This is a genomic window from Streptomyces sp. NPDC058457 (assembly GCF_042720695.1).
Lineage (GTDB): Bacteria > Actinomycetota > Actinomycetes > Streptomycetales > Streptomycetaceae > Streptomyces.
This window is the reverse complement of sequence record NZ_JBHXLU010000002.1, coordinates 207707-220325: the sequence shown is the minus strand read 5'-3', so window position 1 is coordinate 220325 and position 12619 is coordinate 207707. Positions and strand designations below refer to the sequence as shown.

At 72.2% G+C, this 12619-nt stretch carries 10 protein-coding genes; 3 read left to right on the top strand and 7 right to left on the bottom strand.

Annotated elements, in window-relative coordinates; all coding sequences use genetic code 11:
• Positions 1-211 precede the first annotated feature (211 nt).
• Positions 212-1861: an alkaline phosphatase family protein gene (locus ACFWPS_RS02910; RefSeq protein ID WP_383700173.1), complete on the top strand. Its 1650-nt coding sequence runs from the start codon at positions 212-214 to the stop codon at positions 1859-1861.
• 640 nt (positions 1862-2501) lie between these two features.
• Here the strand turns inward: ACFWPS_RS02910 and ACFWPS_RS02905 are convergent.
• From ACFWPS_RS02905 to ACFWPS_RS02880, 6 genes are all read right to left on the bottom strand, one after another.
• A complete protein-coding gene (locus tag ACFWPS_RS02905; protein WP_383700171.1) occupies positions 2502-3248 on the bottom strand; it encodes an SDR family NAD(P)-dependent oxidoreductase in 747 nt (248 codons plus the stop codon).
• On the bottom strand, positions 3245-3799 hold the full coding sequence (locus tag ACFWPS_RS02900) for an HdeD family acid-resistance protein (protein ID WP_383700169.1): 555 nt from the start codon (positions 3797-3799) through the stop codon (positions 3245-3247). Before ACFWPS_RS02900 ends, ACFWPS_RS02905 begins: the two co-directional genes overlap by 4 nt.
• 52 nt (positions 3800-3851) lie before the next feature.
• Positions 3852-5183 carry a Dyp-type peroxidase gene (locus ACFWPS_RS02895; protein WP_383700167.1) on the bottom strand — a complete coding sequence of 444 codons (1332 nt, stop codon included), beginning with the start codon at positions 5181-5183 and terminating at the stop codon, positions 3852-3854.
• Complete coding sequence (locus ACFWPS_RS02890) at positions 5170-5697, bottom strand: hypothetical protein (RefSeq protein ID WP_383700165.1); 528 nt, start codon at positions 5695-5697, stop codon at positions 5170-5172. The genes ACFWPS_RS02895 and ACFWPS_RS02890 overlap by 14 nt, the downstream gene beginning before the upstream one ends.
• Before the next feature lie 73 nt (positions 5698-5770).
• Complete coding sequence (locus ACFWPS_RS02885) at positions 5771-6733, bottom strand: catalase (protein ID WP_383700162.1); 963 nt, start codon at positions 6731-6733, stop codon at positions 5771-5773.
• 297 nt (positions 6734-7030) lie between these two features.
• Positions 7031-7990, bottom strand: a complete 960-nt coding sequence (locus ACFWPS_RS02880; RefSeq protein WP_383700160.1) for a helix-turn-helix domain-containing protein — start codon at positions 7988-7990, stop codon at positions 7031-7033.
• A 196-nt stretch (positions 7991-8186) separates the two neighbouring features.
• On the opposite strand from ACFWPS_RS02880, the gene ACFWPS_RS02875 reads away from it, so the two are divergent.
• A complete protein-coding gene (locus ACFWPS_RS02875) occupies positions 8187-9161 on the top strand; it encodes a helix-turn-helix domain-containing protein (RefSeq protein WP_383700158.1) in 975 nt (324 codons plus the stop codon).
• A 50-nt stretch (positions 9162-9211) separates the two neighbouring features.
• The gene (locus tag ACFWPS_RS02870) at positions 9212-12004 is read left to right on the top strand and encodes an ATP-binding protein (RefSeq protein WP_383700156.1); all 2793 of its coding nucleotides are present in this window, start codon (positions 9212-9214) and stop codon (positions 12002-12004) included.
• A gap of 130 nt (positions 12005-12134) precedes the next feature.
• Here ACFWPS_RS02870 and ACFWPS_RS02865 read toward each other — a convergent pair whose 3' ends face one another.
• Positions 12135-12563, bottom strand: a complete 429-nt coding sequence (locus ACFWPS_RS02865) for an ester cyclase (RefSeq protein WP_383700151.1) — start codon at positions 12561-12563, stop codon at positions 12135-12137.
• Positions 12564-12619: the final 56 nt, after the last annotated feature.

The following is a 12619-nucleotide window of genomic DNA, read 5'->3' as shown; positions in this document are numbered from 1 at the left end:
CTCCACACCCCGCCGGCGACCTGTCGGCTCCGGCCATTCGGCTCGCCCGAGGTCGGGGTCGCCCTCCTTCTTGGGGAAAACCAGACCTGCTTGGTGAAGCCCCGACCGCCCATTCCGGGTGTGTTCACAGCTGCGCCGGTTCCGGTACACAGGGCGCGACTCTGATGAGCCCGGCACCCGCAGCACGCCCCGAACACCCGGGAGAGACCAGATGTCCAGACGTTACGTCAGACCCGCAGCCGTCCTCGCCGCCACCGGAGTCCTGGCCGGAGTGACCGCCGCCCAGCCCTCCGCGTTCGCCGCCTCCCCCCACCGGGCCGCCACCAGGCATGTCCTGCTGGTCTCCGTCGACGGGCTGCACCAGTCGGACCTGGCCTGGTACATCGCCAGACACCCGGAGTCCGCGCTGGCCCGGCTGGTCGGCGGCGGCGTGGAGTACACCCACGCCAGGACCACCACGCCGTCCGACTCCTTCCCCGGCATGGTCGCCCAGGCGACCGGCGGCAGCCCCGGCACCACGGGCGTCTACTACGACGACACCTACGACGCCGCGCTTCTCCCGGCGGGAACCACCAGTTGCAAGGGCGTCAGGCCCGGGGTCGAGGTGGACCTCACCGAGGACCTGGACAAGAACCAGGCCTCCATCGACGCCGGTCAGGGCCTCGCGGGCCTGCCGGACAGCATCCTGTCGATGACCGGCCACCCGGAGAGCCTGATCAACGCGTCGAAGCTGCCCGTCGACCCGAAGACCTGCAAGCCGGTCTACCCGCACTCGTATCTCAAGGTGAACACGATCTTCGAGGTGGCCCGCCGGGCGGGGCTGCGTACCGCCTGGTCGGACAAGCACGCCGCCTACGAGATCCTCAACGGCCCCTCGGGCACGGGCGTCCAGGACCTGTTCACCCCGGAGATCAACAGCGCCGCCCTCGGCTACGCCACCGGCGACGACTGGACCAAGGACAACAAGGCCACCGAGCAGTACGACGGCTACAAGGTGAAGGCCGTCCTCAACGAGATCGACGGCTACGACCACAGCCGCACCCACAAGGTCGGCACCCCGGCGATCTTCGGCCTCAACTTCCAGTCCGTCTCCACCGCACAGAAGCTGCCCGCCTCCGACGGCCTCACCGGCGGCTACACCGCCAAGAACGTCCCGGGCCCGCTGCTGGTGAAGAACCTGGACTTCGTCAACACGGAGATCGGCGCCCTGACCGCCGAGATCCGCAAGCGGCACCTTTCCGGCAGCACCACCGTCATCCTCTCCGCCAAGCACGGCCAGTCGCCCACCGACCCCGCCGCGCTCACCCGCGTCGACGACGGCCCGCTGCTGGACGGCCTCAACGCCGCCTGGAAGAAGCTGCACCCCGGCGCCGCCGACCTGGTGGCGCACGCGGTGGACGACGACGCCATGCTGCTCTGGCTCTCCGACCGCTCCGCGGCCGCCACCGCCTTCGCCAAGAAGTACCTGCTCGCACAGAGCGGCACCGGCACCGACATCAACGCCGCACCCAAGGCCTACACCCACAGCGGGCTCAGCAAGGTCTACGCCGGCAAGGCCGCGGCCGACTACTTCCACGTCAAGGCCGGCGACGCCCGGGTCCCTGACCTCCTCGGTGTCGCGCAGTACGGCGTCGTCTACACCGGCGGCACCAAGAAGGTCGCCGAGCACGGCGGCGGCCACTCCGACGACCTCGACGTCCCCCTCGTCGTGTCCGGCTCCTCCGTCCCGGGCGGCGTGCGCGACTCCGCGGACGTGCAGACCAAACAGATCGCGCCGACGATCCTGAGCCTCCTCGGTCTCGACCCCCGCTCCCTCAAGGCCGTGCGCGAGGAGCACACCGCCGTGCTGCCGGTCCGCTGACCCGTTCGGTGCGCCCCGGCCGCACACCACGGGGCACACCGGCCTCGGTCCCACCGTCCGGCCGGGCCGTCACAGCCGACGCCCCCGGTGCGCTGCGCCGGGGGCCGGGGGCTCGGGGCCGGGCCCCAACCTCCCGCTGCCGACCGGACGTTCGCGACCGGCCATGAGCTCGCCCGGGTGCCCGGGGAGCGGCTGCGCAACCATCGACCTGACGCGCAGCACACAACAAAGCCGCAGCTCAGAAGGTTTCTCCTCGCGTAGCAAGTGGTAGGGCGGGTGGGACTCGAACCCACGGCCGACGGATTATGAGTCCTTCGAGGATCTCGACAGTCCTTGCCGATCATTGCCGATTCGCGCCGTTCTTGCAGGTCAGACGTGCTGATCGGGGTCAGCCCTGTGCAGTGCTTGTCGGTCTGTTCCTGTCCTTGTGGCCCCTCAATGACCCCTGAGGGTCTTCGAGATGGACGCCGACCGGAGCAACCGCCGCATCCACCCAGTTCAGCCAGAAAGACGGAACCTGCGCACAGCGGATTCCCTTACCGACGAGATGATGCTCCCCCCTGTCCCGGGTGGAGCATCGTCCCTGACGGGTTCATCTGCCGGACATTGTCGTTCCAGCGCATGGCAGGACGTGCCTCCCTCAGCGCGCGACCCTGGTCGCCTCCGATCGTCGTACGCGCAGCTCGGCGATGTACGCCTCGTAGTCCGCGGCCTTCTGCTGGAAGCGGACCGGTGTGGTCGGGTGGGTGTAGATCATGAACTGTTCGTCGCGGAGTGCCTGGATCACGGTTTCCGCCACTGCCTCGACGGTGATCGCATTGCTCAGCAGGTACGGAGCCGCGTCGAGGATCGGGGTGCGGACCGCCTCCGGGCAGAGCACCGAGGTGCGGATGCCCCGGTCGGCATAGGTGAACGCGAGCCATTCGGCGAATCCCACCGCCGCGTGCTTGGAGGCCGCGTAACCGGGGCTGGTGAGTTCGGTGAGCAGCCCGGAGGCCGAGGCCGTGTTGAGCAGATAGCCCTCGCCCCGCTCCAGCATGTGCGGCAGGACGTGCCGGGCCGCCCAGACGTGGCTCATCACGTTGACGGCGAACACCTTGTCCCAGACGCCCTGGGGGGTCATCGGGTCCATCTCGTGGCCGATCCCGGCGTTGGAACAGAACAGGTCGATACGGCCCTCGTGGTCGAGGACGTCGGCGACGAGCCGTTCGATGTCGGCTTCTTTGCTGACGTCGGCCTGGACGTACCGGAGTCCGGCGGTCCCCGCCGGGGTCTGCGCCGCGAGGTCGGAAACGACCACCCGTGCCCCCTCGGCCGCGAACCGGGTCGCGAGGCCCTGACCGATGCCACTGGCGCCGCCGGTCACGACGACGGTCCTTCCGTTCACGTCCACTGCGGGCTTCCTTCGTCCTGGTTCCGGCCGGGCTGTGTACGGGGTGCGGTGTGCGCGGCCGTCACCAGGGCGGAGACGCCGTGGACGATCGCGTAGAAACCGAAGAGGGTGGCAAGGGTGAGCACGCCGACGTCGGGGCGGATGGCGAGGACGACACCGAAGGCCAGGGTGGCCAGGCCGCTCAGGATCCACATCGCGCGGTTGCCTGCGGGCGCGCCGCGCCGGAAGCCGAACCCGACCTCGAACAGACCTGCGACGACCGCCCAGATCGCGATCCACACGGCGAGCGCCAGGGCGGTGATGCCGGGCCACACGAGCGCGGTCACCCCGGCGGCGAGCGAGATGAACGCCAGCAGGAGATGGCCGACGACGGGGCCGGCGCGGTCACCGCGGAACGCGACGGCGGCGTCGTTCCCGGCGCTCATGAAACAGTTCACGGCGAAAAGGATCACCAGGGCGCCGACGGTGATGCCCGGCCAGACGACCGCGGTCAGGCCGAGGACGACGGCCACGACGCCTCTCCAGGCGTAGGGGGAGGACCACACGTTTCTTCTCCTCGTGGATTCATGACTGGACTCGCGGATGAACCGACGGATCTCACCAGCGGCCCTCGGCCAGGTACTGCAGGCCGTTGACGCCGGGCAGGAAGACGTGTTCGCCGCCCTTGGTCACGACGAACGCGGGCAGGCCGCGCAGGCGGCGCCGTACCGGCTTCGCCGCGTAGCTGAAGTCGGCGTCGGTGACGTGGTTGCCCGCGAGCGGGTCCTGGTCGGCGCCGGCCGAGATGAAGTCGCCGTCGTTGACCCACTGGGACTGGACGAACTCGAACTGCCGGGCCGGGTCGGCGTTGGCGAAGGCCAGGATCACGCCCCGGTCGATGCCGTCGTCCTCCAGGACGCCCTCGGGGAGCATCGGCCCGTAGGCGGCCCCCCGGCGCAGAAGCTGGTGGAGGCGGACGTCGACGATGGTGTCCTTGAGCGCGTCCCGCGGGTTGACCCGGCGGATGTGGGAGGCGATCGGGGTCCGCAGACCGCGCGGGTCGTCGTCGTAGTAGGCGAAGTCGTTGAGCCGCTCGGGCTCCACGGTCATGTCCTTCTCCGGCGACAGGGCCAGCGGGCAGCCGCTGCGCCAGCGGCCGGCCATCTTCGCGGCGAGCAGTTCGGCGCCGTACTCGTCCTCGGACCGCGCCGTCAGGAAGCGGCGGAACTCCGCGACCTTCTGGTGGAGTTTGCGGATGGACAGATACGTGCCATTGCGCCACAGCGCCTCGGGGCCCGGGCCGGTGGCGGTCCGGCCCAGTTCGTTGACGTAGCCGAGGACGAACTCCCCCGGTTTCGCGAGGCTCTGGCCGCGCCTCGGGGTGCCGCCCTGGCCCTCGATGTACGGGCGGCTGATGCCGTCGGCGTAACCGAAGTGCTCGCGCAGGTTGTCCGGGGTGCGGATGTCGAGACGGCTCACCCGGCGCACGGAGGGCAGGTCCTCCTGGGCGCCGTGGCCGATCGCCAGCTTCTCGGCGAACGCGGTCTCGTCCGGGGCCATGAGCAGCACCCCTATGTCGAAGGAGCCGTGCTCGGGCAGGTCCCAGTGCGCCGGGTCGCTCTCACCGATGTCGCCCAGGAACTCCTTGCGGGTGCGCATCGGCTCGCGCAGCTCGCGGGGGAAGCCGTCGAGGATCTCGCGCGGAAGCCCGATGCGGGCCAGACCCGGGTGGGTGAGGACGACGTTGAGCCAAGCGTCCTGGGCCGGGTGCTCCCAGCCGGCGGCGGTGGTCACGTGGGGCAGCAGCCGGCGCAGCATGGCACGGCCCTCGGCGGCGTCGCCGACCTCGTACAGCAGGTAGGAGCCGAAGTAGGGCAGCGGCCGTTCGCGGAGGATGGTGCCCTGGATCCGGTCCAGATCCAGGGCACCGACGGCGTCAGTTGGCCGCATCGAGAACCTCGGAGAGGGCGTCGTTGAGACGCTTCATGCGCTTCACGTCGTGGACGCTGCTGTCCGAGGTGGCGTGGAAGTACAGGTCCGCCGAGTAGGAACGGGAGATCACCAGCTCCGGGGTGCCCGGGTCGTCGTAACCGTGGTAGCCCTCGACGATCTCGCCGAAGATCTCGTCCAGCCAGGGCTGGGCGCGGCCGATGTCGGCGAGGTAGGGCTTGAAGTCGCCGTCGTAGACGAGGGTGATGAGCATCCGGGTGTCGTTGTCGATGAGCAGGATGCGGAAGTTGTCGACCGTGCCGACCTTGGTCTCCCAGTAGCCGGCCTGGGCCTGGATGCTCGCCACCCGCTCGCGGAAGATCTTGCCCCCGTCCGGGGTCAGCGGCGTGATGATGGTGAGCTCGCCCTTCTTTCCGATGCGGCGGCCCGGGCCGTCGGGCTGGTCGCTGACGGGCTGGGCATGGGCGTAACGCTCGTCGGTGACATCGATGGCCGGGGCGGTGGTGTCGGTCATGGCGTGCTTCTCCTCGAAGGCTGTTCTCAGTCGTGATACGTGGATGGTCCGGGTCACTTTTTTCATGGGCGTGTCACTCGTAGTGCTTGGCGAACGGGCAGGTGTGCCAGCCGCCGGTCCGGTAGGCGGCGGAGACCTCGTAGACCCCGCGACGGGCCTGGAGGATGGGGTCGTCGTTGAGCTCGATGCCATCGGTGACCTTGGTCGGGTCGTGGTTCATCACGGGGTCGCCGAGCTCTTCGGGTGTGACGGGAGCGGTGATCTGGAGGGTGCCGACGGTGACCCGCTCCCGATCCTCGGGCCACAGGGCGGTCGGGTCGTCGAGGGGGTCGCCGTCCTGGCCGATCTCCAGGACCAGGTCGAAGCCGACCGGGCCGGTCGCCAGGCGCTCGTCGAACTCGTCCAGGAGGACCTCGCGCGACATCGCCGCCAGTTCCTCGACGGGCCGGCCCTCGACCCCGGCCCGCGGGATCCAGTGGCAGCGGACGTTGGTGAGGACGTCGTCCTCGTTGAGGTAGCGGAAGACGTGCACGGCGTGGAACTCGCTGTGCGCGAAGCTGGTCGGGGCCAGCGAGGCGGCGCGCATCCGCAGGACGTTCGCGACCTCGGGGTGTTTCGCCAGGAAGGGCCGCAGGGCCGCCTTGTCCAGCGGGCCGCCGGGCTCCGGAGGCGCCGCCAGCGCGATGGCTTCGAGGAGGTCCTCGGGACTGCGGGCCGGGAACAGGAGCTGGCTGAGCATCACCAGGTTGGTGGTGCGGCCGTTGGGCAGGTAGAAGCGGGTGGCCATGCCGACGGTGGCGCCGAACGGCGCGTCCGGGCGGCCGCCGCCCTTGGAGAAGCGCACCGAGGCCGGGATCAGGTCGCCCTGGAGGTGGGCGGCGCGGGTGTAGTGACGGGCAGCCGGCAGGGCGCGGAAGGCGCCGCGGTAGATCCGGCCGTCGGCGTGCAGGGCACGGTATCCGGGATGGAAGCCGAAGACTTCGTGGGCTCCGTCGACCAGGGCTTCCGCGTGGTCGTACTGGCTGAGTTGCGCCATGGGTACCTTCCGATGTCGCTGGGAACGCCCTCATCGTGGGCTGCGACAGCCGCCGTCCGGATGCGTCAAATGACGATGAGCTGCGACGGCTCCGCCACGGGCCCGGCATCGTCGGATGACCGAGGCGGGCGGGGCGCGGATCGGGGAGGATGGGATGCGCCGGAGAGCGCCTCGCGCGGCGGGCCGGGGGCGGATACGCGTCAGGGCGTGTGCGGCCGGTCCGGCACTCGCACGGCGACGCGTCGGAGCACGTACCGCAGGTCCGTCACTCGCACGGCGAACGGAGGCGACGCCCCTTCAGCCCGCGTGCGGCCGGTCCCGGTACTCGCGTGGGGTCATGCCGTACGCCTCCTTGAAGGACCGGCCGAACCGGGAGGCGTCGGTGAAGCCCCAGCGGTGGGCCACGGCGGCGATGGTGTCGCGACGGGCCCCGGGCGCGGCCAGTTCCCGGCGGGCCCCGTCGAGGCGCTGCCGGCGGATCCACTCGCCGGGGCTGACGCCCTCGCGGGCGAGTACGGCGTAGAGGTGGCGCAGGGAGATGTGGTGGGCCTTCGCCACCGCGCCCGGTGTGAGGTCACGGTCGGTCAGATGGCGGCGCAGGTACTCCAGGATGCGTGGGCCGAGGGTCTCCTCGCGGGCCGCGCGGGCCGCCACCTCCAGGTCACAGGCGTCGGCGATCACGGCCCGGACCATCTCCAGGGTGGTCGCGGCCAGGTGCTCCGCCGCCGGGCCGGTGTGCAGGTCGGGGGCGGCCGCCAGCCGGGAGAGGTAGGAGGCGCCGAGTGCCGCGACCGAGTCGCCGTCGCCGAGCACGCGCGCGGTGACGTCGCCGAGCACGGCGTCCGGCAGGCCCAGTTCGGCCACCGGTATCCGGAAGAAGTGCGTGTCCACCCCACCGTCGAAGAGCAGGGTGTACGGACGGCGGGTGTCGTAGAAGCCGAGGGTGCCGGGCCGGATGGTGGCAGCCCTGCCGTCCTGGACGACGCTGCTGGTGCCGACGTGCTGGAGGCCGAGAAAGAGGCAGGGTTCCCAGTCGGCCGCGGCCAGCCGCAGGGACCGCTCGACGGCCGCCGGGCTGGCCCGGACGGTGCTGAGCTGGACGCGTCCGACGCCGGTGATCGACACCTCGCAGTACACGTCCTCGGGCCGTTCGGGCAGCTCGATGTGCACCGGTACGACGCGGTCCCGGATCGTCTGCCGTATCGCCTCGGCCCGGTCGTCGACGGTGTACGTCGAGGTGCTCCACTGCGTCTTCATGCGTTCCGGGGAGCGTAACCGACCGAGACGGCGCGCGCGGAGGCCCGGGTGCGCGGGCGGGGAGCCGGTGTGCACGGTACGCAGACGGCCGTGCACGCAGGGCCGGTTCCGGTGCCGTGCCGAGCGCCTATTCTCGGGACGGGCCGCGCCTGCCGTGGCCGGCGTCGACCGTTCGAGCAGCCCAGAGGAACCGATCATGACGGCCGTGACCTTCGACGTGCGGGACCTGGCCCCGGAGGACCGGGCCGAGGCGCTCCGCGCCGCCGTCGGCCCCTCGGTCCTGTGGGTCGACGTCGACCACCACGCCGCCGGCGCCATCGCAGCGCGGGGTCTGATCCGCCGGCTCGGAGGGTTCACCCAGTTCTCCGCCCGGACCACTCCCCTGACCATCCATCGCACCCCGCGGCAGACCCGGGACGGCTCCGAGATGCGGCTCATCCTGGCCGTGCAGCGGTCGGGCACCGCCACGGTCGTACAGAACGGCCGTGAGGCCGTCGTCCGCCCCGGCGACATGGTCCTGGTGGACAGCTCGCGGCCCTTCACCGCGGTCAACGCGAGCGGGACCCACCACCACTACTTCTGTCTGCCGCGTGCCGGTCTCGCCCTGCCCGACCGGCTGCTCGGGCGGATCACGGCGACCCGGCTCGGGCCGGCCAACCCCGTGGCCGCCCTGGCGGCGGCCCATCTCTCGCGACTGGCCGACTCGCGCGCGCTGCCGGAAAGTCCCGCCGCGCAGCAGCTGGACCGGTCGACCGTCGAACTGGTCCGGGCGGTGATCGCCACCCAGCTGGGTGCGGCGGACCTCGCCCGCGGTCCGCTGGAGGACACGCTGGCGCTGCGGATCATGGAGCATGTACGGCGCCGGATCGACGATCCCGCGCTGAGCGCGGCGCGGATCGCCGGGGAGTTCGGCATCTCCGTCCGGCGCCTGTACGCCGTCCTCGCCCGCTCGGACATCGAACTGGGCGAGTGGATCCGCGCCCGCCGGCTGGAGGCGTGCCGCGCCGACCTGGCCGACCCGCACAAGCTCCGGCAGACAGTCGCCTCCGTGGCCCGCGGTCACGGCTTCACCGACGCCAGCCACTTCGGGCGGCTGTTCAAGGAGACCTACGGCATCCCGCCGGGCGAATGGCGCGCGCGGAGCCGCCCGGCCGGCGGCACCCGGGCCTGAACGGCCGGGCAGGCGGAAGGAGTCCCATGTCTCCCGACATGTTTCACGGCGTGAATCACGAACTGTCCCCGGCCGGTGCCCGGTTCCTCGGCCGTACCGCCGAACTGGCCGCTGTGCGGGATGTCGTCGGGCGGGCGGACGGCGGCGACGGCGGGGTGTTGGCGGTGCGCGGTGAGCCCGGCGTCGGCAAGACGTCGCTGTTGCGGACCGCGGTGGCCGTGGCCGGCTCCGCCCGGGTGAACCACATCGCGGCGATCGAGTCCGAGTCGGACCTGCAGTACGCCGGACTGCACCTGCTGCTGTCGCCGTTCATGGCCTGTCTGCCCGCCCTGCCCGAGCCGCAGCGCCGGGCGCTCGGCACCGCGTTCGGCCTGGAGTCCGGTCCCGCGCCGCAGCGTTTCCTGGTAGGCCTCGCCGCGCTGGGTCTGCTGACGGAGGCGGCGGCCGAGCAGACCGTCGTATGCGTCGTGGACGACGCCCACTGGCTGGACCGGGAGTCCGCGGACGCCCTCGCCTTCGTCGCCCGCCGCGCCGGAGCCGGCCGTGTCGCCCTGCTGTTCGGCATCCGCGACCCCGACGGCGACGGCGGCCCGGTCTTCGCCGGGCTGCCGGAGCTCCGCCTGGAGGGGCTCCCGGCGGACGTCGCCAGAGACCTGATCAGCGGTGCGCACATCGACGACCGGGTGGCCGAGCGGCTGGTCGCGGGCACCCGCGGCAATCCGCTGGCCCTGCTGGAACTGGCTCGGGAACTGTCGGCCGAGCAACTGACGGGCGCGGCGGCGCTCCCGGACCCGCTGCCGGTGGGGCGCCGTCTCGAAGAGGTCTTCCGACGCCGGGTGGCAGCGGTCCCGGCCGCCACCCGGACCCTGCTGCTGGTGGCCGCCGCCGAGACCTCCGGGGACTCCCACCTCGTGTGGCGGGCCGCGGGCAGGCTGGGTGCCGGCCGGGCGGCGGCCGTGGTGGCCGAGGAACGGGGGCTCCTGGTGCTCGGGCCGGGGGTCGGGTTCCGGCATCCGCTGCTGCGCTCGGCGGTGTACCACGGTGCGTCGGCCGAGGAGCGCCGGCTGGCCCACGAGGCACTGGCCGCCGAGGAGGGCGACCCGGACCGCCGGATCTGGCACCGGGCGTCGGCCGCGGTCCACCCCGACGAGGACCTCGCCCGTGACCTGGAACAGTCGGCGCGGCGGGCGGTGGACCGCGGTGGCTACGCCGCCTCGGCGCGGCTGCTGGGCCGGGCCGTGGAGCTGACCACGAACGCGGCGCGCCGGCCCGGCAGACTGCTGGCGGCGGCGCGGGCGACCCTGGAGGCCGGCAATCCGCTCGCCGCCGAGGCCATGCTCCGGCAGGTCGCTCCGCTGCCCGGGTCCGGGTCCGGGCGGGCTGAACGGCTGCGGCTGCTGGCCGCGATCCGGTTCGCCCAGGGGCAGGTACGGGAGACGGTCCCGCTGCTGCTGGAGGCGGCGGAACTGCTGCTCCAGGACGACGAACGGGCAGCCCGCGACACGCTGTTCCAGGCGCTGGAGGCGGCCACCTGGACCGGCAAGGCCGACATGACGGCGGTGGCGCGGGCCGTACGCGCGCTGACACCCGCCACCCCGGGCTCCGCCTCTCCGGCCGACCTGATCAGCGCCGCGCTGACCACCCGGCTGCTCGACGGTCCCGAGGCCGCCTACCCTCTCTACCGGCGTTGCGTGCGGAGCCTGCTCGGCAGCGAGGACCTGCGCGGTTTCAACCTGGGCAGTGTGCTCGCCGGCGAGATGTGGGACCTGGAGGGCCTGCTGGCGCTCACCTCGCGCTGGGTCGAGCTGGCCCGGACCCGGGGCGCGCACGGCTCCCTGTCGCTGGCGCTGCTGCTGCGGGCCATACCCGAACTGTGGCGCGGCAACTTCACGGCGGCGGCGGAGTTCGGCCGGGCCGCGGCCGACCTGTCCGATCTGACGACACGGCAGCAGGGTCGTACGGGCGGCGGTGTCGAGTTGCTGTACTGCGTGACCGGCCCCGAGCAGGCCGCGCGGGAAGCGGCCGGGGCCCATATCCGGGAGGCGACGGCTGCGGGCCGGGAACACTACGGCGCCCTCGTCCCACACCTGGCCCTGTGCCAGTTGGAGGTGGCGCTGGGCGACTACCCGGCCGCGCTGACCCACGGGCGGCGGGTGTTCGCCGCCGACACCCCCGGGCCGACCAGCGCCAACGTCCTCCCGGAACTGGTCGAGGCGGCCCAGCGGTCCGGGGATCCGGAGACCGCGCGGGCCGCCCTGACCCGACTGCACACCGTCGCGACCGCCAGCGGCACCCCTGTCGCCCTGGGCCTGCTGGCCCGCTCGCGGGCGTTGGTCGCGGACGACGACGAGGCCGAGAAGCTGTACCTGGAGGCGATCGAGCACCTGGAGGCGTCCGCGGCCCGGCCGCAGACGGCCCGCGCGCACCTCGTCTACGGCGAGTGGCTGCGCCGGCGGCGAAGGCGGCGGGAGGCGCGGGACAGTCTGCGGACCGCTCTCGCCCTGTTCGAGGCCATGGGCGCCGAGTTCTACATCCGGCGCGCTCGGACCGAACTGGCCGCCACGGGCGCGCGGTTGCGGCACCGCCCGGTGGAGTCCGCCGTCCATCTCACTCCTCAGGAGGCGCGGATCGCCCGGCTGGCCGCCGCGGGCGCGCCGAACCGGGACATCGCGGCGCAGTTGTTCCTCAGCCCCAGCACCGTCGAGTACCACCTGCGCAAGACCTTCCGGAAGCTGGGCGTGACGGCCCGAGGGCAGCTGCGGGACGCGCTGGCGGCACTCGTGGACGGGAATGCCGGGGGTGATCCGGGCGACGCGGCCGGGTCCGGGGCCCGGGGGCCGTAGGACGGGCGGACTACGGGTCTCAAGGATTCGGCGGGCCCGGCCCGGGGCCTACGGTGACGGCACATGCCTCTTCCGGCTTCCTCCGGCTTCACCGACGAAGGGATCACCATGGGCGGTACGGGCCCGCCGTTCACGACCCGACACCCAGGGCCCGTCGCAGGGACTCCTGGTCGATGAACTCGTACTGCTCGACGATCGCCCCGGCCTGCCAGCGGCAGACCGTGGTGAACGCGACGTCGAAGGTGCGGCCGGTCGCCGCCGCTTCGGTCCCGTCGGGGAGCCGTACCGGCCGCGTCACGCGTCCGCGCAACCGGGCGACGGTGCAGGTCTGGTCACCGTGTCCGAACGCGGCCACGTAGGGCTGGGTGACCACGTGGTTCTCCGGGAAGAGGGTGCAGAACTCCCGTGCCCGGATTACGTGTTCGGCCCGTCCGTGCGGGTCGTCGTCACCGGCCGCCCAGGCCGTCAGGTCCGGGGCGAGGAGCGCTTCGTACGCATCCCAGTCGCGTTCGTTCCACGCGTCGTCGATGGCCCGCATCCGGGTCAGGTTGGAGATCATCTCGGCGCCCTGCCGCCTTTCGTAGCCGCTCCGGTGTGCCGGGACCGGCGCACCGG

Excerpts from the sequence above, each read along its gene's own strand:
- ACFWPS_RS02910 (WP_383700173.1), top strand. The coding sequence starts at position 212 with ATGTCCAGACGTTACGTCAGACCCGCAGCCGTCCTCGCCGCCACCGGA.
- ACFWPS_RS02895 (WP_383700167.1), bottom strand. The coding sequence starts at position 5,183 with ATGCGGCCAACTGACGCCGTCGGTGCCCTGGATCTGGACCGGATCCAG.
- ACFWPS_RS02890 (WP_383700165.1), bottom strand. The coding sequence starts at position 5,697 with ATGACCGACACCACCGCCCCGGCCATCGATGTCACCGACGAGCGTTAC.
- ACFWPS_RS02885 (WP_383700162.1), bottom strand. The coding sequence starts at position 6,733 with ATGGCGCAACTCAGCCAGTACGACCACGCGGAAGCCCTGGTCGACGGA.
- ACFWPS_RS02880 (WP_383700160.1), bottom strand. The coding sequence starts at position 7,990 with ATGAAGACGCAGTGGAGCACCTCGACGTACACCGTCGACGACCGGGCC.
- ACFWPS_RS02875 (WP_383700158.1), top strand. The coding sequence starts at position 8,187 with ATGACGGCCGTGACCTTCGACGTGCGGGACCTGGCCCCGGAGGACCGG.
- ACFWPS_RS02865 (WP_383700151.1), bottom strand. The coding sequence starts at position 12,563 with ATGATCTCCAACCTGACCCGGATGCGGGCCATCGACGACGCGTGGAAC.